The sequence below is a fragment of the Phenylobacterium terrae genome (genome assembly GCF_042681205.1).
In the GTDB taxonomy this organism is placed as follows: domain Bacteria; phylum Pseudomonadota; class Alphaproteobacteria; order Caulobacterales; family Caulobacteraceae; genus Phenylobacterium; species Phenylobacterium terrae.
The window spans coordinates 640,739-663,059 of sequence record NZ_JBHUEY010000006.1; the positions used below are offsets into that span (position 1 = coordinate 640,739).

Annotated in this window: 23 protein-coding genes; 11 read left to right on the plus strand and 12 right to left on the minus strand. The window is 71.6% G+C overall.

Going from position 1 to position 22,321, the window contains the following annotated elements:
- The 4 genes from ACFSC0_RS17675 (at nucleotide 1) to ACFSC0_RS17690 (ending at nucleotide 4,022) form a co-directional block, all read left to right on the plus strand.
- Nucleotides 1-606, plus strand: a complete 606-nt coding sequence (locus ACFSC0_RS17675) for a CvpA family protein (protein ID WP_377282186.1) — start codon at nucleotides 1-3, stop codon at nucleotides 604-606.
- Nucleotides 603-2,093, plus strand: coding sequence for an amidophosphoribosyltransferase (gene purF / locus ACFSC0_RS17680; RefSeq protein WP_377282187.1), 1,491 nt, complete (start codon nucleotides 603-605; stop codon nucleotides 2,091-2,093). The genes ACFSC0_RS17675 and purF overlap by 4 nt, the downstream gene beginning before the upstream one ends.
- A 214-nt stretch (nucleotides 2,094-2,307) precedes the next feature.
- Nucleotides 2,308-3,279: a bile acid:sodium symporter family protein gene (locus tag ACFSC0_RS17685; protein ID WP_377282188.1), complete on the plus strand. Its 972-nt coding sequence runs from the start codon at nucleotides 2,308-2,310 to the stop codon at nucleotides 3,277-3,279.
- Nucleotides 3,276-4,022 carry an SDR family NAD(P)-dependent oxidoreductase gene (locus ACFSC0_RS17690; protein WP_377282189.1) on the plus strand — a complete coding sequence of 249 codons (747 nt, stop codon included), beginning with the start codon at nucleotides 3,276-3,278 and terminating at the stop codon, nucleotides 4,020-4,022. Before ACFSC0_RS17685 ends, ACFSC0_RS17690 begins: the two co-directional genes overlap by 4 nt.
- Here the strand turns inward: ACFSC0_RS17690 and der are convergent.
- The 3 genes from der to ACFSC0_RS17705 are packed head-to-tail and all read right to left on the minus strand — an operon-like array spanning nucleotide 3,928 to nucleotide 7,694.
- Complete coding sequence (gene der / locus ACFSC0_RS17695) at nucleotides 3,928-5,517, minus strand: ribosome biogenesis GTPase Der (RefSeq protein ID WP_377282190.1); 1,590 nt, start codon at nucleotides 5,515-5,517, stop codon at nucleotides 3,928-3,930. The two genes, ACFSC0_RS17690 and der, sit on opposite strands and share 95 nt — an antisense overlap.
- A 24-nt stretch (nucleotides 5,518-5,541) precedes the next feature.
- On the minus strand, nucleotides 5,542-6,936 hold the full coding sequence (locus ACFSC0_RS17700; protein WP_377282191.1) for a PQQ-like beta-propeller repeat protein: 1,395 nt from the start codon (nucleotides 6,934-6,936) through the stop codon (nucleotides 5,542-5,544).
- A complete protein-coding gene (locus ACFSC0_RS17705; protein WP_377282192.1) occupies nucleotides 6,933-7,694 on the minus strand; it encodes a tetratricopeptide repeat protein in 762 nt (253 codons plus the stop codon). The genes ACFSC0_RS17700 and ACFSC0_RS17705 overlap by 4 nt, the downstream gene beginning before the upstream one ends.
- A gap of 189 nt (nucleotides 7,695-7,883) precedes the next feature.
- On the opposite strand from ACFSC0_RS17705, the gene ACFSC0_RS17710 reads away from it, so the two are divergent.
- Nucleotides 7,884-8,594 carry a hypothetical protein gene (locus tag ACFSC0_RS17710; RefSeq protein WP_377282193.1) on the plus strand — a complete coding sequence of 237 codons (711 nt, stop codon included), beginning with the start codon at nucleotides 7,884-7,886 and terminating at the stop codon, nucleotides 8,592-8,594.
- Here the strand turns inward: ACFSC0_RS17710 and panB are convergent.
- Genes panB through ACFSC0_RS17730 form a run of 4 tightly spaced genes read right to left on the minus strand, consistent with a single transcriptional unit; the run spans nucleotide 8,573 to nucleotide 10,790 of the window.
- A complete protein-coding gene (panB, locus tag ACFSC0_RS17715) occupies nucleotides 8,573-9,400 on the minus strand; it encodes a 3-methyl-2-oxobutanoate hydroxymethyltransferase (protein WP_377282194.1) in 828 nt (275 codons plus the stop codon). The genes ACFSC0_RS17710 and panB overlap by 22 nt on opposite strands.
- Nucleotides 9,401-9,406: 6 nt before the next feature.
- Nucleotides 9,407-9,787: a hypothetical protein gene (locus tag ACFSC0_RS17720; protein ID WP_377282195.1), complete on the minus strand. Its 381-nt coding sequence runs from the start codon at nucleotides 9,785-9,787 to the stop codon at nucleotides 9,407-9,409.
- Nucleotides 9,780-10,370 (minus strand): RNA polymerase sigma factor, encoded by a 591-nt coding sequence (locus tag ACFSC0_RS17725; RefSeq protein WP_377282196.1) that lies wholly within the window; start codon nucleotides 10,368-10,370, stop codon nucleotides 9,780-9,782. The genes ACFSC0_RS17720 and ACFSC0_RS17725 overlap by 8 nt, the downstream gene beginning before the upstream one ends.
- A 27-nt stretch (nucleotides 10,371-10,397) precedes the next feature.
- The gene (locus ACFSC0_RS17730; protein ID WP_377282197.1) at nucleotides 10,398-10,790 is read right to left on the minus strand and encodes a DUF6249 domain-containing protein; all 393 of its coding nucleotides are present in this window, start codon (nucleotides 10,788-10,790) and stop codon (nucleotides 10,398-10,400) included.
- A 270-nt stretch (nucleotides 10,791-11,060) separates the two neighbouring features.
- On the opposite strand from ACFSC0_RS17730, the gene ACFSC0_RS17735 reads away from it, so the two are divergent.
- From ACFSC0_RS17735 to ACFSC0_RS17745, 3 genes are all read left to right on the plus strand, one after another.
- Complete coding sequence (locus tag ACFSC0_RS17735; RefSeq protein ID WP_377282198.1) at nucleotides 11,061-12,572, plus strand: ATPase domain-containing protein; 1,512 nt, start codon at nucleotides 11,061-11,063, stop codon at nucleotides 12,570-12,572.
- Nucleotides 12,559-14,613, plus strand: coding sequence for a hybrid sensor histidine kinase/response regulator (locus ACFSC0_RS17740; RefSeq protein ID WP_377282199.1), 2,055 nt, complete (start codon nucleotides 12,559-12,561; stop codon nucleotides 14,611-14,613). Before ACFSC0_RS17735 ends, ACFSC0_RS17740 begins: the two co-directional genes overlap by 14 nt.
- A 67-nt stretch (nucleotides 14,614-14,680) precedes the next feature.
- On the plus strand, nucleotides 14,681-14,890 hold the full coding sequence (locus tag ACFSC0_RS17745; RefSeq protein WP_377282200.1) for a hypothetical protein: 210 nt from the start codon (nucleotides 14,681-14,683) through the stop codon (nucleotides 14,888-14,890).
- A 10-nt stretch (nucleotides 14,891-14,900) separates the two neighbouring features.
- On the opposite strand, the gene ACFSC0_RS17750 is transcribed toward ACFSC0_RS17745, so the two are convergent.
- Together ACFSC0_RS17750 and ACFSC0_RS17755 are read right to left on the minus strand one after the other, a co-directional pair.
- The gene (locus ACFSC0_RS17750) at nucleotides 14,901-15,626 is read right to left on the minus strand and encodes a class I SAM-dependent methyltransferase (RefSeq protein ID WP_377282201.1); all 726 of its coding nucleotides are present in this window, start codon (nucleotides 15,624-15,626) and stop codon (nucleotides 14,901-14,903) included.
- Nucleotides 15,627-15,631: 5 nt separating this feature from the next.
- A complete protein-coding gene (locus ACFSC0_RS17755; protein ID WP_377282202.1) occupies nucleotides 15,632-16,045 on the minus strand; it encodes an EVE domain-containing protein in 414 nt (137 codons plus the stop codon).
- Nucleotides 16,046-16,179: 134 nt separating this feature from the next.
- Between ACFSC0_RS17755 and ACFSC0_RS17760 the strand changes: the two genes are divergently transcribed.
- Complete coding sequence (locus tag ACFSC0_RS17760) at nucleotides 16,180-18,888, plus strand: PAS domain-containing protein (protein ID WP_377282203.1); 2,709 nt, start codon at nucleotides 16,180-16,182, stop codon at nucleotides 18,886-18,888.
- Between the two features lie 10 nt (nucleotides 18,889-18,898).
- On the opposite strand, the gene ACFSC0_RS17765 is transcribed toward ACFSC0_RS17760, so the two are convergent.
- The gene (locus tag ACFSC0_RS17765) at nucleotides 18,899-19,921 is read right to left on the minus strand and encodes an AraC family transcriptional regulator (protein WP_377282204.1); all 1,023 of its coding nucleotides are present in this window, start codon (nucleotides 19,919-19,921) and stop codon (nucleotides 18,899-18,901) included.
- A 105-nt stretch (nucleotides 19,922-20,026) separates the two neighbouring features.
- On the opposite strand from ACFSC0_RS17765, the gene ACFSC0_RS17770 reads away from it, so the two are divergent.
- Both ACFSC0_RS17770 and ACFSC0_RS17775 read left to right on the plus strand, forming a co-directional pair.
- Nucleotides 20,027-20,557: an MAPEG family protein gene (locus ACFSC0_RS17770; RefSeq protein ID WP_377282205.1), complete on the plus strand. Its 531-nt coding sequence runs from the start codon at nucleotides 20,027-20,029 to the stop codon at nucleotides 20,555-20,557.
- Nucleotides 20,554-20,871 carry a hypothetical protein gene (locus ACFSC0_RS17775; protein ID WP_377282206.1) on the plus strand — a complete coding sequence of 106 codons (318 nt, stop codon included), beginning with the start codon at nucleotides 20,554-20,556 and terminating at the stop codon, nucleotides 20,869-20,871. The genes ACFSC0_RS17770 and ACFSC0_RS17775 overlap by 4 nt, the downstream gene beginning before the upstream one ends.
- A gap of 3 nt (nucleotides 20,872-20,874) precedes the next feature.
- On the opposite strand, the gene ACFSC0_RS17780 is transcribed toward ACFSC0_RS17775, so the two are convergent.
- Together ACFSC0_RS17780 and ACFSC0_RS17785 are read right to left on the minus strand one after the other, a co-directional pair.
- The gene (locus tag ACFSC0_RS17780) at nucleotides 20,875-21,297 is read right to left on the minus strand and encodes a VOC family protein (RefSeq protein WP_377282207.1); all 423 of its coding nucleotides are present in this window, start codon (nucleotides 21,295-21,297) and stop codon (nucleotides 20,875-20,877) included.
- 91 nt (nucleotides 21,298-21,388) lie between these two features.
- Nucleotides 21,389-22,228: an SDR family oxidoreductase gene (locus ACFSC0_RS17785; protein WP_377282208.1), complete on the minus strand. Its 840-nt coding sequence runs from the start codon at nucleotides 22,226-22,228 to the stop codon at nucleotides 21,389-21,391.
- Between the last annotated feature and the right edge of the window lie 93 nt (nucleotides 22,229-22,321).

Genomic DNA, 22,321 nt, shown 5'->3' on the forward strand with positions numbered 1-22,321 from the left:
ATGACCCTCTTCGACGTCATCGCCCTGGCCGTCCTGGCGGTGTCGGCCATCGTCGGCTTCGTGCGCGGCGGCGTGCGCGAGATGATCAACGTCGTCTCCCTCATCGCCGCGGCGATGGTGGCCGTGTTCGGGCTGCGCGTCTCCGGCCCGATCATGCGGGAGGTGATGGCCCCGGACTGGACAGGAAATGTCGCAGCCGTGGTGATCGTCTTCGTGGTCACCTATATCGCGCTGCGTGTCGGCGGCTCTTTCCTGGCCCGGAGACTCCACGCCACCCAGGCGCTCGGGGCCCTGGACCGCGCAGTCGGCACAGGTTTTGGCCTGCTTCGCGCGCTGGTCGTCCTGGGAGCCTTCGCCCTCGTGTTCAACGCGGCAACACCGCCGGAGAGAGTGCCGCAGTGGATCAGCGGTGCGGCGCTTTACCCCTTGACCTCGGCGGCGGGAGAGGTGCTGAAAGCCTTCGCGCCCAAGGGTTTGGACATGGCCGGCCAGCTGAAGCCGGCGATCGAGGACGCCGTCCGGGACGGCGCGAGCGACCCGGACGACGGCGGCGATGACGCCCTGGCCCGCAAGGGGCGCGGCGATGTGGTGGAGAAGACCCGATGAACTCGGTTAGCGACCGCTGGTCCCCGGCGCCGCGCGACCCGCTGGACGACACCCTCCGGCTGGAGTGCGGCGTCTACGGCGTCTTCGACGTCCCCGAAGCTGCGGCGATCACCGCGCTGGGCCTCCATGCCCTGCAGCACCGCGGGCAGGAGGCCTGCGGCATCGCCACCTTCGACGGGCAGCGCTTCCATACCGAGCGGCACATGGGCCATGTGGGCGACGCCTTCACCGGGGCGGACCTGGTGCAGCGCCTGCCGGGCACCGCCGCCATCGGCCACACCCGCTACTCCACCTCCGGCGGCAGCTTCATCCGCAACGTCCAGCCGATGTTCGCCGACCTGGCGGCCGGCGGCGTGGCGATCGCCCACAACGGCAACCTGACCAACGCGCTGACCCTGCGCGAGCAGCTGGTCGAGGAAGGCGCGATCTTCCAGTCGACCTCGGACTCCGAGGTCATCCTCCACCTCATCGCCCGCTCCCGTAAGGGCAAGATCATCGACCGCTTCATCGACGCCCTGTCGCGGATCGAGGGCGGCTATGCGCTGGTGGCGCTGACCAACAAGAAGCTGATCGGGGTGCGCGACCCGCTCGGCATCCGCCCGCTGGTGCTGGGCGAGTTCCAGGGCCGCTACGTGCTGGCCTCCGAGACCTGCGCGCTGGACATCATCGGCGCGACCTTCGTGCGCGACGTCGAGCACGGCGAGATGGTGGTCATCGACCAGGACGGCCTGAAGAGCCTGCGCCCCTTCCCGGCCCAGCGCGCCCGCCCCTGCATCTTCGAGTACGTCTACTTCGCCCGCCCGGACTCGGTGGTGAACGGCCGCTCGGTCTACGAGGTGCGCAAGCGCATGGGCCGCCGGCTGGCCCAGGAGACGCCCGCCGACGTCGACGTCGTGGTGCCGGTGCCGGACTCCGGCGTGCCCGCCGCGCTCGGCTTCGCCCAGGAGGCCGGCCTTCCCTACGAGCTGGGCATCATCCGCAACCACTATGTGGGCCGCACCTTCATCGAGCCGACGCAGGGGCTGCGCGAGCTCGGCGTGCGCATGAAGCTCTCCCCCAACCGCTCGGTGCTGGCCGGCAAGCGGGTGATGCTGATCGACGACTCCATCGTCCGCGGCACCAACTCGGTGCGGGTGGTCCGCATGGTCCGCGAGGCGGGCGCCGCCGAGGTGCACCTGCGTTCGGCCTCGCCGCCGCTGATGTACCCGGACTTCTACGGCATCGACATGCCGGACCGCGACAAGCTGCTGGCGGCCAACAAGAGCCTGGAAGAAATCCGCGAGTTCATCGGCGTGGAGACCATGGGCTTCCTGTCGGTGGAGGGCCTCTACTGGGCCATGAACAGCGCCCCGCGCGACCCGGTGAACCCGCAGTTCACCGACCACTACTTCACCGGCGACTACCCCACCCGACTGCTCGACCGCGAGATCGCCGAGGGCCGCAACGAACAGGCCGAGCGCCAGCTGTCGTTCCTGGTCGGGGCGTGAGCTGCGAAGAACGGTTCAGCCGGCGAACGACACACTCGGGAATGAGCAATCGACGTCATCCCGGACGGCCCGCAAGGCCGATCCGGGACCCAGATGCTGAGTCTGTCGCTCCTGGGTCCCGACTCTGCGGCCCGCAAGGGCGGGCTTCCGGCCGAGACGAGGGATTGGGCGACGCCGCTCGCCTGGACCAGGCGTGGGGGGGATCTGGGCCGCCGTGAAGTCCATCCTCGCCCGCGTTTCCATCGACTGGTACCTGCTGGCCATCGTCGGCATGGTCGGGCTCGCCTCGCTGCTGCCCGCGCGCGGCGAGGTGGCCGACTGGGTGGGCCTGGCCACCAAGGCCGGCATCGCCCTCGTCTTCTTCCTGCACGGCGCCAAACTGTCCCGCGAGGCGGTGATCGCCGGCATGGTCCACTGGCGGCTGCACCTGGTGGTGATGGCCATCACCTTCGTGGTCTTCCCGATCGCCGGCGTCGGACTGGCCGCCCTGCCCGCCTGGATCACGCCGCCGGCGCTGACCGCGGGGCTGGTCTATCTGGCCTGCCTGCCCTCCACCATCCAGTCGGCGATCGGCTTCACCGCCATCGCCCGCGGCAATGTCGCGGCCGCGGTCTGCGGGGCCTCGGCCTCGAACCTGCTGGGCGTCGTGGTCACGCCGCTGCTTGTGGGCGCCCTGCTGAGCGCCGAGGGCGGCGTCTCCTTCGCCTCGGTCGAAGCCATCCTCTGGCAGATCCTCGCGCCATTCGTGCTCGGCCAGATCGTCCACCCGTTCGTCGGCGGCTTCATGAAACGCTACGCCAAGCCGCTGCAGCTGGTGGACCGCGGCTCCATCCTGCTGGTGGTCTACAACGCCTTCTCCGGCGCGGTCGTCGCCGGGATCTGGAGCCAGGTGTCGATCCCGGACCTGGCCCGGCTGACGCTGATCTGCCTGGTGCTGCTGGCCGCCTCGCTGGTCCTGTGCGTCTGGCTCGCACGGGCCCGCGGCTTCTCGGTCGAGGACGAGGCGACCATCGTGTTCGGCGGATCCAACAAGAGCCTGGCCGCCGGGGTGCCGATGGCCGGGGCCCTGTTCCCGGCGGCCACAATGGGCTTCGTCCTGCTGCCCGTGATGCTCTATCACCAGTTCCAGCTGATGGCCTGCGCCGTCATCGCCCAGCGCTACGCCAAGAGAGCCCCGTCCGCATGACTGAAAAGACCCTGGAGGGCCGCATCGCCCTCGTCACCGGCGCCAGCCGCGGCATCGGCCGCGCCGCCGCGATCGCGCTCGCCGACGCCGGCGCCCACGTCGTCGCCGTGGCCCGCACGCAAGGCGGCCTCGAAGACCTGGACGATGAGCTGAAGGCCCGCACCGGCCAGGGCGCGACGCTGGTCCCCCTCGACATCGCCGAAGGCGACGGCCTGGACCAGCTGGGGTTGGCCATCCACCAGCGGTTCGGGCGGCTGGACATCCTGGTGCACGCCGCCGCCATCCTCGGCGGCATCAGCCCGGTCAGCCATGTGGACCCCAAGAACTGGGACCGGGTCGTCGCGATCAACCTGACGGCCAGCTACCGGCTGATCCGCTCCACCGAACGGCTGCTGCGGCAGTCGCAGAAGCCGCGGGCCATCTTCCTGACCAGCGGCCGGGTCGCGCGTCCCAAGGCCTTCTGGGGTCCCTACGGGGCGACCAAGGCGGCCCTGGAGCACCTGGTCCGCACCTGGGCGGACGAGCTGGAGAACACCCCCATCCGGGCCGCGCTGGTCGATCCGGGCGCCATGCGCACCAAGATGCGCGCCGAGGCCATGCCCGGCGAGGACCCGCTCACCCTGCCCGAACCGGCCGAGATCGGGCCGCTTATCGTGGAGCTCGCGGACGCCGACCTGGGCCTGCCCCACCAGACGGTCGATTTCCAGGCCTGGAAGGCTTCGCACCGGGTGCTTTCGGCCTGAAGCCGCCGGTCTTGGCGGCGGCCCGGGCCTTGCCGCCCAGCACGCGGTCCGCCGTCCCGCCGGACTTGGCCTTCGGCTTGGGCTTGCCGCCGGTCAGCTTGGTCCGGGCGGCCTTGGCCCCCGCGGCGGTCGCCCAGGACGGCGCCGGCCGGCCCTCGCTCTCGTCGGCGAACGGGTTCTTGCCCGACTTCACCGTCAGCCGGATCGGCACGCCGGGCAGGTCGAAGCTCTCGCGCATCGAGTTGATCAGGTAGCGCCGATAGCTGTCCGGCAGCTGGTCGGCCCGGCTGGCGAACATCACGAAGGTCGGCGGCCGGGCCTTGGTCTGGGCCACGTACTTGGGCTTGATCCGGCGCCCGTTCACCGCCGGCGGCGGATGGCGCTGGATGGCCATGTGCAGCCAGTCGTTCAGGTCGCGCGTCTTGACCTTGGTCGACCAGTCGGCGTGCGTCTTGAAGACGGCCGGCATCAGACGCTCCAGGCCGCGGCCGGTCTCGGCCGACAGCGCGACGACGGGCGCGCCCCGCACCTGCGGCAGCAGCCGACCCGTCTCCTCGATGAACTCCTTCAGCTTCGCCTGCGGCTCCTCCACGAGGTCCCACTTGGCCAGCACGAAGACGAGCCCCCGCCCCTCGCGCTCGACCAGGTCGGCGATCTGGAGGTCCTGGATCTCGAGAGGGTGGGTGGCGTCCATCACCAGGATGACCACCTCGGCGAAGGTGATGGCCCGGATGCTGTCCTGGGTGGAGAGCTTCTCGAGCTTCTCCTGCACCTTGGCCTTGCGGCGCAGCCCGGCGGTGTCGACCAGCCGCACCGGCCGGCCCTCCCAGGTCCAGTCGACCGGGATGGCGTCCCGGGTGATGCCGGCTTCCGGGCCGGTCAGCAGCCGGTCCTCGCCGATCAGCTTGTTGACCAGGGTGGACTTGCCCGCGTTCGGGCGGCCGACGATGGCGATCCGCACCGGCTTGTCGCCGAGCTCGTCCTCCTCGTCCCCGTCGTCGGCGGGCGCCAGGGCCGCCAGGGCGGCGTAGAGCTCGCCCATCCCCTCGCCGTGCTCGGCCGACAGCTCCACGGGCTCGCCGAGGCCCAGGCCGAAGGCCTCGAGCGCGCCGGCCTCCCCGGCCTTGCCCTCGGCCTTGTTGGCGACCAGGACCACAGGCTTGTCATGCTTGCGCAGGATCTCGGCGAACACCTCGTCGAGCGGGGTCACCCCCTCGCGGGCGTCGATGACGAACAGGGCCACGTCGGCTTCTGCGATCGCCCGCTCGGTCTGGGCGCGCATCCGCGCCTCCAGGCTCTCGTCGGTGACGTCCTCGAAGCCGGCTGTGTCGATCAGCTCCAGGTCGATGTCGCCGATCCGGCCCATGCCGAAGCGGCGGTCGCGGGTCACCCCCGGGCGGTCGTCGACGATGGCCAGCTTGCGCCCGGCCAGCCGGTTGAACAGCGTGGACTTGCCGACGTTCGGGCGGCCGACGATGGCGAGTTTTATGGGCATGGCTCTCTCAGTATCCTGCGTGTCTTAACGCAGGGCGATGAGCTCCGCCTCGTCGGTGACCACATAGACCGTGCCGCCGGCGGCGATCGGGGCCAGCATGGCCGGCGAGCCGATGTTCATGGAGTGCTCCACGGCGCCGGTCTTGGGGTTCAGCGCCACCAGCCGCCCGCCGCTCGAGACCAGCACCAGCCGGTTCGAAGCCAGCAGCGGGCTCGACCAGATCGGCCGCACGTTGCCGCGCCGCTCGAAGAAGCCGAAGAAGCCGCCGCCGCCGGCGTCCTGCTCGATCCCCTCGTTGAGGTTGCGGATCCAGTAGACCTGGCCGGAGTCGCGGTTCACGCAGATCACCTCGCCGGCCTTCGAGACGACGTAGACCACGTCGCCCGCCGGCCAGGGGGTGGTGATGCCGGTCACCGGAAGCGTCCAGCGGGCGGTGCCGGTGCGCAGGTCCACGGCGGCGAAAACGCCCGAGTGGCTCACCGCGTAGACGTCGCCCTGATAGATCACCGGGCGGCCGGGGATGTCCCGAATCTCGGAGAGGGCCGTGGTGCGGCTGGCGCGCGACAGCGCCTCGGCCCACAGGTCGTTGCCATTGGCGACGCGCAGGGCCACCAGCTCGCCCGAGCCGAAGGCCGCCACGACGGTGTCGCCGGACACCGCGGGGCTGGAGGCGGCGAGGATGCGGGCCGGCTCGGTGAGGGCCTGATAGGTCCAGCTCGGCTCGCCGGTGGCGGCATCGAAGGTCAGCAGGGTGTTGTCGATGGAGACGGCCATCACCCGTCCGCCGGCGATGGTCGGGGCGCCGTGCACCGGCTGTTCGGTCTCGCGCCGCCAGCCGACCGCGCCGGTGGCGGCGTCGAGTTGGACGACCAGCCGGTAGCCCGAGGTCACGTAGACCTTGCCGTCGGCGTAGGCCAGGCCGCCGCCGAAGGCCTCGCGGTCGCGGCGGTTGGTGGAGCGCAGCTCGGTGCGCCAGATCTCGCGGCCGCTCTGGGCGTCCCGGGCCGAGACGTTGGCCGTGCCGTCCATGACGAACACCTTGCCGTCGGCCACGATCGGCGGCGCGGTGACGTGCTTGCCGCGCTCGGAGCCTTCGCCGAAGCGCTGGCGCCAGGCGACGGAGAGCCCCTGCCCGGCGTCCACGTGCTCGACCGCCTGCTCGGGCGCGCCGCCCGGCAGCGGCCAGTCGGCCCTGGGCGTCGGCGCCGGCAGGTTGAAGTCCTGGCCGGCGATCGCCTCGGTCACTTCCACGCCGCTCTCTGCGCCGACGATCGGGATGCGCTCGCCTTCCGAGGCGACTTCCTGGGGCTCGTCGTCGCCGCCGCCGAACGGGTTGAGCCGGCTCACCGTCGAGCAGCCGGCGACGGTCAGCGAGGCCGCCAGGACGGCGATCAGGGACGTGCGGCGAAATAGGATCATTGGGTCCGGGGGGCTTGCTGTTGCGGCGCGGCCGGCGCGGTCGGGGCGCGCGGCGCGAGTTGGGGGTCAGGCAGGGCGGCGGCGGCCTTCAGCGTCTCGGGCAGGGCCTTGGCCGTGCCGGAGTCGATCAGCTCAACCGCGCCCTCGGCGCGCTGGCGGACGCCCTCGGGCGCGTCCAGCAGGTCCTTCAGGGCCGAGAAATCCTTGCGGGCGCCCTGCAGGTCGCCGGCCGAGAGCTTGGCGAACGCCAGGGCTTCCTCGGCCAGGATGCGATAGGGACGGTCCTCTTCGCTCAGCGGCTCGAGCCTTTCCTGAAGCTGGGCCAGGGGCGCCGAATCCATGAGCGCGAAGGCGGATTTGAGGCGCGCGGCGTCCCCGAGCAGTTCATCGGGCGCGGCGGCGGCCGCCTGGTCGAACAGCTTCACCGCCTCGTCCCGCTTGCCCTCGGTCATGCGGATGCCGCCCTGCTGCAGCAGCGCCAGCGCCTTGTAGGCGCGCGACGGCGAATCGGCGACCTCGCCGAACAGGCGGTCGGCCTCCTCGGTGCGGCCCTGCTGGAGCGCCTCCATCGCCGCAGCGTACTGCTCTGAGGCGCCGGCGGCCGCGCGCTGGCGGTACTCCTGCAGGCCCCAGACGCCGAACGCGATCAGCAGGGCGGCCGCCAGGGCGCCGAGCACCCAAGGCAGGGCCTTGAACGCAAGCGCCTTGTAACGGTCGGAGCGAAGCTGCTCCTCGACCTCCTCGAATAGATCGACCACGTGTGGGGAACTCCGCGCTCAGGCGACCTTGATGTGCGGCGCGAACCTATAGCGCTCGCCGCGCGCCCGCAACGGCGCCGGCCGAAGCCACGCCGACGCAGCCCCGCGCGCCCGTTAACCGTGCCGGCTTACGACGGCTGAACCGAGGCGGGCGCAATTCCTCCCGTGCAAGCCATGGGCGGACCTCAGATGAGCGTAAACGACACCACCACCTACCTCACCAGCCCCGGCCGGACCCAACGGCTGGCCCTGATCATGGCCCTGGGGCTCCTGGCCAGCAATCTCTTCGCCATGCGGTCCGCCGAGACGCTGGCCCCGATGATCGTGGCGCTGAGCTGCGTACTGGCGCCGATCGCCGCGCTCACGGGCCTGCTGCCCCGGCGAGCGCTGGTTCCGCCGGTGATCATCGAGGCCAACGTCGTCTACCGCCCGCTGCCTGAGCGGTGGGTGCGGATGTGGATGCTGGCGGCCCCGGCCTGCTGGTTGCTGGCCGCGCCGCTGGCCATCGCCGTGCACGAGAACGGGGTCTTCGTCGCCGTGGGCGTGGCCCTGGTGGTGCTGATCGTGGCGCTCGAGCTCCTGGCCCGGGTGCGCCTGGAGGGCGTCAGCTTCTCGGTGGACGAAGGCGGGGTCTACTGCGCCTCCACCATGCGCCGCCCCGTGCCGTGGACGGCGATCCGCGGCGTGCGTCCGGTGGGCCGCGGCGACTCGGGGGCGCTGGTGATCGAGACCGGCCGGCCCCGGGACTACGTGCAGGCCTGGCTGGCGGTGCTGGCGCCCTCGCGGCAGGTGCGGCTCAGCCTGGCCGACCTGACGCCGGAGGAGCGCCGTCTCATCGTCGAGCGGGTGCTGCGCCGGCTGGAGCGCAGCCGCAAGGGTCAGCCGGCCTTCGCGAAATAGATCTCGGCCGGGCCGGGGAAGCGGCGGGCGCGGACGTCCTCGGCGTAGGCGCCGACCGCCTTGCCGATCTCGGCCCGCAGGTCGCCGTAGCGGCGGACGAACTTCGGCGTCCAGTCGAACAGCCCGAGCATGTCGTCGGTGACCAGGATCTGGCCGTCGCAGCCGGCCGAGGCGCCGATGCCGATGGTCGGGATCTCGACGGCCTGGGTGATCTCCCGCGCCAGTCCCTCGGCGACGCCCTCGACCACCACGGCGAAGGCGCCGGCCTCGGCGGTGGCCTTGGCCTCGTCCAGGATTCGCTTGCGCTCGGCCGCGCCGCGGCCCTTGGCCTTGAAGCCGCCGTCGACGTTGATCGCCTGGGGCCTCAGGCCCACGTGGCCCATCACCGGCACGCCGCGCTGGACCATGTAGGCGATGGTGTCGGCGACCGTCGGGCCGGCCTCGACCTTCACCGCCTGGCAGCCGGTCTCCTTCAGGATCCGCACGGCGTTGGCGTAGGCGGTCTCGGCCGAGCCCTCGTAGGAGCCGAACGGCATGTCCACCACGACCATGGCCTTGCGCGCGCCGCGCATCACCGCCTGGCCGTGCAGGATCATCATCTCCATCGTCACGCCGACGGTGTTGGGCAGGCCGTGCACCACCATGCCGAGCGAGTCCCCGACCAGCAGCAGGTCGCAGTGATCGTCGAGGATCTCGGCGACCGGCGTGGTGTAGGCCGTCAGGCAGACGATGGGCGTTCCGCCCTTGCGGGCGGCGATGTCGGGCGCGGTGACCCGCTTCACCGTTTCCTGGCGCTGGGCGGACATGGGGCTTTAGATCTCCTCGATCATGCGGGTGATCACGAAGGCGACGGCCAGACCCGCAAGGCCGGCGGCCAGCCAGACCACGTTGCCGGCGCCGGACAGCGCGTTCATCCAGTCGGACTCCGCCGCCACCTGGCTGACGCCGGCGCTCAGCAGCCGCGCCGGCCCCTCGGCCGCGCTCTGCAGATCCTCTGCGAAATTGCTCATCACCAGCTGGCTGGCCCCGATCACGCCGCCGACGACGCCGGCGACGCCGATCAGCACCCGGCGCGTGGCCCAGCCGCGGTCGAGCCGCCGCTCGACGCGGGCGGCGAAGGGTTCGGAATCGCTGAACGCGGGCGCATCGGCGAACAGCCGCTCAAGCCGGCGCTCGAACTCGACCTCAGCCATTGCCGCGCCTCCCTTCCAGAGCCGCGCCGTCATGCGGCGCCAGTCGCGCTCTGAGCTTCTCCAGACCACGTTTGACATGGGATTTGACCGTTCCAAGCGGCAGGTTCAAGGCTTCGGCCGCCTCGCTGTGGGAAACGCCGGCGCCGAAACAGAGCGAGACGCACAGCCGTTCGGCCGGCGCCAGCCCCTTCAGCCCTTCGTCCAGGTCGATCAGCCCGGCCGCCTCGCCCTCCCCCGCGCGCGCCGGGTCGGCGTCGGCGGCGCCCTCGGCCAGGATGGCCAGCAGCCGCCGTTCCTTCTGCAGCCGCCGCAGATAGCCCCGCGCCGCGATCCGCTTCACCCAGCCGGCGAACGTCCCCTCCCCGCGGAATTCGGTGATCCGCTCGAAGGCGGCGAGGAAGGCGTCCTGGGCGGCGTCGTCGGCCTCGGCGGGCGCTGCGCCCATACGGCGCAGCAGGCCGCGCACCGCCGATCCGTGGCGGCGGACCAGCTCGCCGAACGCCCGGCGGTCGCCGGCGGCGGCGTGGCCGGCCAGCTCGACGTCGTGCAGGCTGGCGTACCTGATCTGTTGGAGGCCCGGCATGGGCGTCATCCCCCGTCCCAGGCCCGCCTAGCTCTTCTTCCGACCGACCGCCCAGAGCACGATGAACGCCAGGCCGATAAAGCCCGGGATGGCCGCGACGCCCAGCATGACGTGGGTGGCGTCCGGCTCGTTGAAGCCGATGAAATAGCCCATCAGGGCGATGCCGAAGCCGACGGCGAGCCAGACGATGCCCTGGCGCAGGTCCTGGTCCGGATGCCGGTAGGGGCCCGCGCGGCTCTCCTTCACCGGCTGGGTCATGGCCTGCACGATCTCCGGCGGGATCGGCTCGCCGCGCTCGACGGCGGCCCGCAGGGTCTCCTGCAGCTTCTGCCGCTCGAGGCTGCGGAAGTAGCGGGGGACGATCACGATCGCCGCGATCATCGCAAATAGCCCCAGGGGGACGAGAATTCCTCCGTCCATCAGTCAGTTCTCCTCTCGATGCTGCGGAGCCCTCATCCGAGCCCCTTCTGATAGCAAGAGACTTGGCCGTCGGCTTCCAGATGCGCGCGCAGGCATGAAATCTTCGTCATGAGTCCGCGCCTTAGGGCCAGAGGCGGCCCGGCCTCAGGCGCCAGGGAACCTTGGCCTTGGTTGAGCGCTGATGACGTCGGTCGGGAAGGCGACGCCGCGGCGGCGCAGCCTCTGCTACGGAGTCGCCTCCCGACCGAACCAGCCCCGTCCTCGCCTTCCATGAACTCACCCGGTTACGACGCCATTCCCGCCGACGCCCTGGTCTCGACCGGCGTCCCCGGGCTCGACGATGTGCTGGCCGGCGGCTTCGCCGACACCTCGCTCCACCTGATCGAGGGCGCGCCCGGCACCGGCAAGACCACCCTGGCCATGCAGTTCCTGCTCGACGGCCAGGCCAGGGGCGAGCGCGGTCTCTACATCACCCTGTCGGAGACCCGCGCGGAGCTGATCCGCAGCGCCCTCACCCACGGCTGGACCCTCGACGGCCTGGAGATCTTCGAGCTGGTCCCGCCCGAACTGACGCTCGACCCGAAGCAGGGCCAGACGGTGCTCTACGCCTCCGACCTCGAGCTCGGCGAGACCGTCGACATGGTGCTCAGGGAGATCGAGCGTGTGCGGCCCAGGCGGGTGGTGTTCGACAGCGTCGCCGAGATCCGGCTGCTGTCGCTGAGCCCGCTGCGCTACCGCCGCCAGATCCTGGCGCTGAAGCACTTCCTGGCCAAGCTGCAGTGCACCGCCCTGTTCCTCGACGACCTGACGCAGGAGGTCGAGGAGACCAGCCTGCACAGCCTGGCGCACGGCGTCATCCGGCTGCACCAGGCGGCGCTGCAGTTCGGCGGCGACCGCCGGCGGCTGCGCGTGTTCAAGATGCGCGGCCGCGAGTTCAAGGGCGGCTACCACGACTTCGTCATCCGCAAGGGCGGGCTGGTGGTCTTCCCCCGGCTGATCGCCTCCGAACACCACCGGGACTACTCCGACGCCGAGCCCGTCGGCAGCGGCCTGGCGGAACTGGACGCGCTGCTCGGCGGGGGCGTCGACAGGGGCACCAGCACGCTGATCATGGGTCCCTCCGGGTCGGGCAAGTCCTCCATCGCCGTGCAGTACGCCTGCACGGCCGCGGCCCGCGGCGAGAAGGTGCTGATCATCGCCTTCGACGAGACCCGCCGGGTGTTCCTGAAGCGCGTGCGGGGCATGGGCTTCGACCTGACCGGCCCGCTCGAGTCCGGGCAGATCGTCCTGGAGCATGTGGACCCGGCCGAGCTGTCGCCGGGCGAGCTCAGCGGCATGATCCGCGGGGCCGTCGACGCCGGCGTCGGGATGGTCATCCTGGACTCCCTCACCGGCTTCCAGAACGCGATGCCGGACGAGGTCTACCTGACCCTGCAGATGCACGAGCTGCTGACCTATCTGGGCCAGCAGGGCGTCGTGACCATATTGGTGCTCGCCCAGCACGGGCTTGTCGGACCCATGCAGACGAGCGTCGACCTCACCTACATCAGCGACACGGTCCTGCTGCTGCGCTTCTTCGAGGCCGAGGGGGAGATCCGGCGCGCCCTGTCGGTGATGAAGAAGCGGACGGGCGACTACGAGCCGACCATCCGCGAGTTCGCCATCGGGCAGACGGGCGTGCGCGTCGGCCCGGCGCTCAGCCAGTTCCACGGGGTGCTCACCGGCGTTCCGTCCTTCTCCGGACCGGGCTCGAGGCTGCTTCAGCCAGATGACCGGCGCTAGGTTCGGGCCGCATCCGATCTTCGTCCTGGCTCCCGTCGGCCGCGACGGCGAGGTGATCGCCGGCATCCTGCGCGACGCGGGGCTGCCCGCGCGGCTGGTGAGCGCCTTCGGCGGAGACGATGGCCCCAGGTATGAGGACGGCGCCGGCCTGATCGTCACCGAGGAGGCGTTCGAGCGGCTGGACCCCACCCCGCTGTACGATTGGCTTCAGGGCCAACCGCCCTGGTCCGACTACCCGATCGTCCTGCTGCGGCTGCGCGACGCGCCGGTGACGCCGCGCACGACGACCTTCATCGAGAGCCTGGGCAAGGTCACCATCCTGGAGCGGCCGCTGCACCCGATCACCGTGGTCGCGGCCGCGCGCTCGGCCCTGCGGGCCCGCCACCGCCAATGGGAGGCCGAGGCCTTCCTCGTGGAACGGGTGCGCGCGGCCGAAACGCTGCGCGAGAGCGAGGCGCGGTTCCGCGCGGTCTCCGACAGCGCTCCGGTGCTGATCTGGATGTCCGACGCCCGGGCCGGCTTTCTCTACGCCAACCGCCGCCACGAGGAGATGTTCGGCCAGCCCGCGGAGTCCTTCCTGGGCCAGGCCTGGCGGCGCGTGCTGCACCCGGACGACGCCGACCGCGTCGCCGACGAGTTCCTGCGGGCGGCGGTGGAGAACATCGAGCTTCGGACCGAGTTCCGGGTGCTCGACGCCCAGGGCCATGTGCGCTGGCTGCGGTGCGAGGCGACGCCGCGCAGCCGCGAGGAGCCGATCGGCCACGTCGGCTCCGGCGTCGACGTCACCGACACCCGGCTGGCGGCCGACCAGCTGGAGCGCCTGGTGGAGGCGCGTACCGCCGAACTGGCCGCCGCCAACCGCCGCCTCGTCGCCGAGATGGCCGAACGCGAGGCCATGGAGACCAAGCTGCGCCACGCCCAGCGGCTGGAGGCGGTGGGCCAGCTGACCGCCGGCGTCGCCCACGACTTCAACAACCTGCTGACCGTGGTCCTGGGCGGCATCGGCTTCCTGGAGCGCACCGCCGGCGCGAGCGAACGCCGGCGGCTGGAGATGATGCGGGTGGCCGCCGAGCGGGGGGCGAAGCTGACGGCCCAGCTCCTCGCCTTCTCGCGCCGCCAGAAGCTGGAGCCGAAGCCGGTCAACCTCAACGAGGCGGTCCAGGGCCTGCGGGACCTCCTGCAGAGCACGATCGGGGGCGGCCACCGGCTGGAGATCGAACTTGCGCCCGAACTCTGGCCGGCGCTGGTGGACCCGACCCAGATCGAGATGGTCATCCTCAACCTGGCCATCAACGCGCGCGACGCCATGGAGGTGGGGGGCAGCCTGACCGTCCAGACCGCCAACGTGGTGCTGGACGCCGCGCGTGAGCGGCCGGAGGAGCCGGAGCCGGGCGAATACGTCATGGTCTGCGTGCGCGACACCGGCTCGGGCATCCCGCCCCAGGTGCTGGAGCGCGTGTTCGACCCCTTCTTCACCACCAAACCCGTGGGACGCGGCTCGGGCCTGGGGCTCAGCCAGGTGCTCGGCTTCGCGGTCCAGTCCGGCGGCGGGGTGAAGATCGAGACGGAGGTCGGCAAGGGGACGGCCGTGCAAGTCTTCCTCCCCCGGGCCCGGGCTGCGGCGACGGCGGCCCCGCGCCCGTCCCTACTGGCCGACGGGCTGCTGGCCTCGCGCAAAGGCGGGGTCGTGCTGCTGGTGGACGACGACGAGATGGTCCGCGAGAGCACCGTCCAGATGCTCCAGCAGCTGGGGTTCAAGGTCCTGGAGGCCGGCAGCGGCGCCGCGGCGCTGGAGATCATCGAGAGCCGGACCCGGCTGGACCTGATGCTGGTCGACTTCGCGATGCCCGGCATGAACGGCGCCGAGGTCGCCCGCGCGGTCGCGGCCCGGCGGCCCGGTCTGCCGGTCCTGTTCGTCACCGGCTACGCAGACCTGTCGTCGCTGAGCGAGGTGGACGAGGCGCGGATCCTGCCCAAGCCGTTCGACGCCGAGGAGCTGGCCCGGCGGCTCTCGTCGGCCCTGGCCGCGACGCCGGCCTGACGCCCCAGAAACCTCACCGCGAGTCGAGCATTTCTCCACGGCGAAGCATCTGAACCACCGGCGCCATATGGATCGGCGTTACTTTCTGGCCAGGCTGAGGGGCGCGGCCGCCTCGGCTCCGATCGTCCTTCCAGACCTCGGCGACCCCGCCCAGGTCGCCCGGCGCGCCGCCGAGCTCCTGTCGCACGTCAACGGCCGCGTAGTCCGTCCCGAGGACGTCGAGCTCGCGCCCTATCGCCCTGATCCGCAGCAGGCCGACCGGGCCAAGGCCGGCTGACGATCGTCAGCTAGGCAAGCGGCCGCGCCTCGTAGATGTGGACGTCCATCTCGCCGGCCTTCGCGCGGTCGGCGGCCACGGTCCAGCCGCGGTCCTGCAGCCACGCGCGGAAGCCCTTCGCCGTCGGCCGGCCCGGCTCGCCCAGGACCAGCGCGCCGCCGGGCGCGAGGCGGCGGCGGGCGAAGGCCTCGATGTGGGGCCACTGGCTGACCTCGTAGAGCACGTCGGCGCCGACGATCAGGTCGAACGGACCGGGCAGGTCCTCGCCGCGCCAGTCGCAGCGGGCGACGTGGCAGCGGTCGGCCCACGGCAGGGTGTTGAGGCGGGCGAACAGCAGGGCGGCGGTGTCGATGTCGCCCAGGGTGACGCGGGCGCCCAGCATGGCCATGGCGGCGCCGGCCATCCCCATGCCGCAGCCCAGGTCCAGGGCCCGCACCCCGGCCAGCGGTCGGTCCGCGGCCCGCCGCGCCAGATGCTCGGAAACCGCGATCCCGCTCTCCCACACCGCCGCCCAGTACGGCACGTGCAGCTCGCGCCGGGGCGCGACGCCCTGCTCGCGCAGCGTCTCCAGGCGGCAGACCTCGTCGAGCACCGCGTTCGGGTCGGCGATGCGGGTGAAGCTCAGCGGAAAGCCGGCGATGTCCAGGGTCTCTTCGGCGATGTCGAACTCGCGCCGGATGCGGGCCAGCAGGCGCGTGCGCGCATCGTCGGGCATCGTCGAGGTGGGCGCGGCCATGCCCCTCAACCGCCGGCCATCTCGAGGATCTTGCTCCAGTCCTCGTCGCTGACCGGCGCGACCGACAGGCGGCTCTGGCGCAGGATGGCGAGGCCCGCGAGCGCCGGCTCGGCCTTCAGCTGGGCCAGGGTGACAGGCTGCTTCAACGGCCGCACGGCCGCCAGCTCCACCGCCACGAACCTGCCGGCCTCGTCGCTGGGATCGGGGAAGGCCTCGCGTACCACCTTGGCGATCCCGACCACGGCCTTGGCGTCGCCCGAGTGGTAGACCAGCACCTCGTCGCCCTCCCGCATCCCCTTCAGGTGCAGGGCGGCGGCGTTGTTGCGCACCCCGTCCCAGACGGTGCGCCCGTCCCGCTCCAGGTCGGCGTAGCTGTAGGTGTCGGGCTCGGATTTCACGAGCCAGTGCGATGCGGCCATGGCGCCTTTCCCGCGGTGTTCGCCCTGTTTCCTAGACGAGGCGGGGCGTCTTCTCCAGCGCCGCCGACACCCTGGCTGCGGAGGAACCAACCCGCCTGCGCACCCATTGGCAAGGACATCGCGCGGAGCGGCCGATGCACGGGACAACAAACGCCGGCCAGCGGCCAGGCGGCGTCGCGGGCCCCCCAAGACCCGAGGAGCTGGCCTACCGACTGCACCAGCAATCCGTCCTCGCCGAGTTCGGGCGCCAGGCGCTCGAAGCCTCGACCCTCGACGAGCTGTTGAACGCCGCGGTGCGGTGGTGCGCCGAGGGCATGCACGCGCGGTTCTGCAAGGCCCTGGAATTCCTGCCCGCCCGGAACAACCTCCTGCTTCGCGCCGGCGTCGGCTGGCGGCCCGGCTTTGTCGGCCACGAGCTGCTGGGCCTGGACACGCCGGCCGGGTTCGCCTTCCGCACGGGCGGGCCCATCGTCTCCGAGCAGTTCGCCGACGAGGAGAGGTTCCGCCCGTCTCGGCTGATGGTGGAGCATGGCGTCAAGCGCGTGGTGATCGTGCCGGTGCCGCTCGGCGCCGGACGCCGCTGGGGCGCGCTCGGCGCCGACAGCGCCGACGACAGCGGCCGCTGGGACGAGGCCGACGTCGAGTTCATGATCGGCATGGCGCAGCTGCTCGGCGTCGCGATCGAGCGGCTGGAGGCCAAACGCGAGGTCGAAGGCGGCCGCGCCCTGCTTACGACCATCGTCGACACCGTCGACCAGATCATCTGGGCCGCCCGCCCGGACGGCTACCACGACTTCTTCAACCAGCGTTGGTACGAGTTCACCGGCGCCGAGCCGGGCTCGACCCAGGGTGACACCTGGGCGCAGATGTTCCATCCCGACGACCGGGCGCGGACCTTCGAGCGCTGGCGACACAGCCTGGAGACCGGCGAGCCCTACGAGATCGAGTACCGGCTGCGGCACCGCTCCGGCGCCTACCGATGGGTGCTCGGCCGGGCGCATCCGGTGCGGAACGAGGCCGGCGAGATCGTCCGCTGGTTCGGCACCTGCACCGACATCCAGACGCAGAAGGAGTACGGCGAGCGCTTCCGGCTGCTGTACCAGGCGCAGCGCACCGCCCACCTCGTGCTCGCCCCGGATTTCACGATCGAGGAAGCCTCGCCGTCCTACCTCGAGGCCACCATGACCCGCCGCGAGGACCTCGTCGGCAGGCCGCTGTTCGAGGCCTTCCCGGACAATCCGGACGATCCGGAGGCCACCGGGGTGCGCAACCTTCGAGCTTCGCTGGAGCGGGTGCTCGCCAGGCGCGCCGCGGATAGGATGCCGGTGCAGAAGTACGACATCCGCCGCCCGAACGGCGAGTTCGAGGTCCGCTGGTGGGCGCCGCTGAACACGCCCGTCTTCGGCCCGGACGGGGAAGTCCGCCACATCATCCACCAGGTCGAGGACGTGACCGGCGAGATGCTGGAGCGCCAAAGGGCGGCCGAAGCCGTCGCCGGAGAGACGCGCCTGCGCCTCCTGGCCGACGCCATTCCGGGGCTGGTCTTCGAGTTCGACACGGAAGGCCGGAACACCTACGTCAACCGGCAGTACCGCGACTATACGGGCCTGCCCCCGGAGAGCCTGCTCGGCGACGGCTGGCGCCAGGTGCTTCATCCCGAGGACTCCGAGGCCGTCGGGAAGGCCTGGAGCGAGGCGGTGCACGCCGCGCGGCCCATGCAGGTCGAGTGCCGGATCCGCGGGGCCGACGGCGCCTGGCGCTGGTTCATGCTGCGGGCCGCGCCGCTGCAGGACCGCGAAGGCCGCGTTCACAGGGCCATCGGCGTCTGCACCGACATCGACGCCGCGCGCCGCGCCCGGGACGCCCTCGCCGAAAGCGAGGAGCAGTTCCGCAGCATGGCCGACTCCCTGCCGCAGCTGGCCTGGATGGCCGACGCGAAGGGGTGGATCTATTGGTACAATCGGCGCTGGTACGAATACACGGGCGCCACGCTCGAGGAGATGCAGGGCTGGGGCTGGACCAAGGTCCATCACCCCGAGCACGTGGACCGGGTCGTCGAGCGCATTCAGCAGGCCTGGGACACCGGCGAGCCATGGGAGGACGTCTTCCCGCTGCGCGGCGCCGACGGCCGCTACCGCTGGTTCCTCTCGCGCGCCGAGCCGCTGAGGGACGCCGAGGGCCGGGTGATCCGCTGGTTCGGGACCAACACCGACATCACCGAGAAGCAGAGGCTGGAGGATCTCCAGACCACGTTGATCCAGGAGATCAGCCACCGCGTGAAGAACAGCCTGGCGCTGGTCTCGAGCCTGCTCGCCCTGCAGGCGAGGACGCTGGAGGGCGCGCCCCGCAAGGCCCTGGAGGAGGCCGCGACGCGCGTGCACGCCATCGCCGGCGTGCACGATCAGCTGTGGCGGCAGGCGGACGCCCGCGAGGTCGATCTCGGCCCCTTCATCGAGAACCTGGCCGCGGCGGTCGCCGCCACCTCGCCGCAGCACCGGACGAGCGTGGACGCCGAGCCGGCCGCCATATCGGCCGACCTCGCCGCGCCCGTCGGCCTGCTCCTCAACGAGCTGCTCACCAACGCCTACAAGTACGCCTATCCCGAAGGCGCCGCCGGCGAGGTGCGGGTCCGCGGCGCGCTCGCCGGAGACGGCCGCTACCGCCTGGAGGTCGCCGACTTCGGCCGCGGCCTGCCGCCGGACTTCGACATCGCCAGCGCCTCGCGCAGCCTCGGCATGCGGGTGATCACCAGCATGGCCGCCCAGCTCGACGGCCGGATCGAGGCGGCGTCGGCCTCGCCGGGCGCCAGGTTCACCCTCACCTTCCCGCTCAAGCGGGCCTGACGCGGCGCCTCTAGGGCGTTCCTCGAGCCCTCGCGGCGCCAGGCCGCGCGCCCGTCCACCGCCTGAACGCGCGGGAGAAGGCCGCCGGCTCCGAAAATCCCGTCAGGTACGCCGCCTCGCTCACCGAGACCTTCTGCTCGGCCAGAAATGCCACGGCGAGCCGATGACGCAGGTCGTCGAGGACCCGCGCGTAGCTCGTCCCCTCCGCCTTCAAGCGGCGGTAGAGGGTCTTCGGGCTCATGCCCAGCTGGCGCGCGACGCTGTCCAGCCCGACCTGCCCGGTGTGGAGGACGCGGGCCAGCGCGCGCTCGACCTCGGCTCGGGCGGTTCTCGCCTCCTCGAGGCTGGCCAGCAGCGCCTCCGCACGCTCGCTCAGCAGGCCGAAGACGTAGCGGTTGGCGGTCGGCACCTTCTGCGACAGGACCGCCTCGGGCAGGCGCACGGCGTGACGTCCCGCCCCGAAGACGATCGGCGCCCCCAGGATCCTCTCGAACTCGGCCGCGTAGCTGGGGGCCTCCTGCAGACAGTGGATGAGCATCCCGTCGGCCGCGCGGCCCATCACCCTGCGGGCCCCGCAGAAGTTCTGAGCCAGCAGGATCTGCTCCAGGTAGGGATGACCGACGAAGGCCGGATTGGTGGAGACCAGCCAGATCCCGTCCGGCTCTTCGGAGAGCCGGCCCAGCGGCAGCGACGAGCCTGCCCCGCCATCGATCATCAGCCGCCCGTAGCGGCCCATCTGCTCGAAGACGTCGGCGACCGTCTCCGAGGCCATGGTGATCAGCGCCACGATGGTGACGTCCTCGGGCCGCACGGCCTCGCCGAAGTGGAGCGCCAGGGCCGGCTCGCGCGTGAGGTCTATCCCGGCCTCGATCAGGGCGACGTAGCGGGCGAGCGGGACGCGGCCGTCCTGGTCGGAGAGGTCCACGCCGGCCAGGCCGGACCGCTCGACGAGCGATCGCCGGTCAGCCCCGCGCGAGACCGCGAAGTCGAGGAAGGCTCGCGGGTATCCCGCCGACACCGTCGGCTCAGCCATGGAGGTCTCCGCCTGTCCGCCGCGGTCAAGACTCTGACCGTAAAGGTCATGTGCCTCAGGCCCTCCGTCCAGTAGTCAAGGCTGACGAGGATCTGGGGAGCGGACGTGACGCTGCGCTGGAAACAGGCGATCAGCCTCGGCCAGATCGCCGCGGCCATGCTCGTGTCGCTGGCCGTGGCGTTCGGGGACTGGCCGGTCTTCGGCCTTCCCCGGCCCCCGCCGGCAGGCGACGCCGAGCGGCTGGCGCTGGCCCTCCTGTGGATGCTGGTCCCGGCGCTTTGCCTGCTGCAGGGGCTGGGCGCGGCGTCCGCCTATCGGCTGGGCCGCGCCGACGCCGTCGACGGGCAGCGGGAGGGCGTCGGCCGCCTGCTCGAAATCGTCCTGCGCTACAACACCAACACCCTGGAGCAGGGCTTTCTCGCCCTCGTCGCCTGGTGCGGCCTGGCGCTCACCCTGCCCGCCGACCAGCTCGGGCTCGTCCCCAGGCTTGCGCTGCTGTTCGCGGCCGGGCGCATCCTGTTCTTCTGGGGATATCTGATCGCCCCGCCGCTGCGGGTGTTCGGCATGGGCCTGACCGCCTATCCCACCTACGGGGCGCTGCTCTGGCTCCTCTGGCGAGCTGTGCAGGGCGCATGAGTGAGGCCGTGCCGATCTGGGTCGCCGCCGCGGGGCTCGCCCTCCTGGCGCTCGACCGGCTGATGCTCCGCCTGGAGGCCAGGGGCCTCGTCTACTGGCGCCGCACGCGCCGCAAGCGTTCCGCTGGCGCAAACGTGGTCGCCCCGCTCTCCGGCATGTTCGACCCGGCCGCCAACTACCTGACCGAGGCCCGCGACGCCCAGATCGTGGAGGAGGACGGCCTCGGGGACGGATCTCTCAAGCGCCCGCCTGTCGAGCGGGGGCCCGACGGGAGGCCCGTGATCCGCCGCCCAGCCCGTCCGCCGGACTGCTGAACCTCAGTCGGCGGGCAGGAGGTCCGGGTTCCAGGCCACCTCCCAGAGGTGCCCGTCCGGGTCTCGGAAGTAGCCGGCGTAACCGCCCCAGAAGGTCTCCTGGGCAGGCTTGAGGATCGAGGCCCCGGCGGCGCTGGCCTGGGCCATCACCTCGTCCACCTCCTCCTTGCGCGCCACGTTGTGGCCGATGCTGAAGGCGGTGGGGCTGGGCGGCGTCAGGGGCAGGCCGGTGTCGTGGGCGAGGTCCGCCTGGGCCCAGATCGCGAGCTTGAGGCCGCCCGAGAGATCGAAGAAGGCCACCGCCCCGTGCTCGAACTCGCGCCCGACGATCCCCTCCGTCGGAAGGCCGAGGCCGTCGCGGTAGAAGGCGAGCGAGCGTTCCAGGTCGGCGACGCCGAGGGTGAGGACGGTGATCCGGGGCTTCATCGAGTTCTTCCGGGAATTCGGCCGAGGCCCTGTCAGACTAGCACGAAGCCAAGTTCACGACCGCGCGTCTGGCCGGCGCGGCTCCCCCCCCTCAGACGATGCCGCCGTTGGCGAACACGGTCTGGCCGTTGATCCAGGCGCCGTCGGCGCTGCAGAGCCCTGAGATGACCGCGGCGATGTCGGCCGGCTCGCCGAGCCGCTTGTGCGGCGTCCGCGCCGCGAAGCCGGCGATCTGTTCCGGCGTCTTGCCGCCGGTGAACAGGGTCGTGTTCACCACCCCGGGCGCGACCGCGTTCACCGAGATCCCGCGCCCCTTGAGCTCCTTGGCGAGGATGCTGGCGAAAAGCTCCTGCGCGCCTTTGGTGGCCGCGTAGGGGCCGTAGGTGGGGCTGCGAAGCTGGCTGATGCTCGACGCCAGCGCGATGATCCGGCCGCCATCGCGCACACGCCGCGCCGCCTCGCGCAGCACGAAGAAGCTGCCCTTCTGGTTGACGTCGACCATCCGGACGAAGTCGGCGTCGGTCATGTCCCGGAAGGGCGCCAACCGCATGACGCCGGCGTTGCTCACCACCACGTCGAGGCCGCCGAACGCGCGCTCGGCTTCGTCGAACAGGCGGCGCACGGCGGTCGGGTCGCTGACGTCGGCCTGCACCCACACCGCGCGGCCCCCCGCCGCCTCGATCTCCCGCACCACGCCGGCGGCGAGGTCGCCGTTCACGAGGCAATTGACCACGACGGCGTACCCGTCACGGGCAAGGCGCCTGGCCGTTGCGGCCCCGATCCCCCTCGATGAGCCGGTCACCAGCGCGACCTTGCCGCTCGATGCGGGGGCCTGACCGCTCGTTCGGCCCTGGGCGGCCGCGGCGAAAGCAGGGGCCAAGGCCGCGGCCGTCAGCACCGTCCGTCGCGCGAGATCGTTCTGCCGAGCCATGGTGTTCCCTTCCTGGTGTTGGGGCTGTCGTCCTGACAAGGCATAGCGCGAGGCCCCGGGCGGACGCTTGCTCGGTCGGGCGCAAAACTTGCC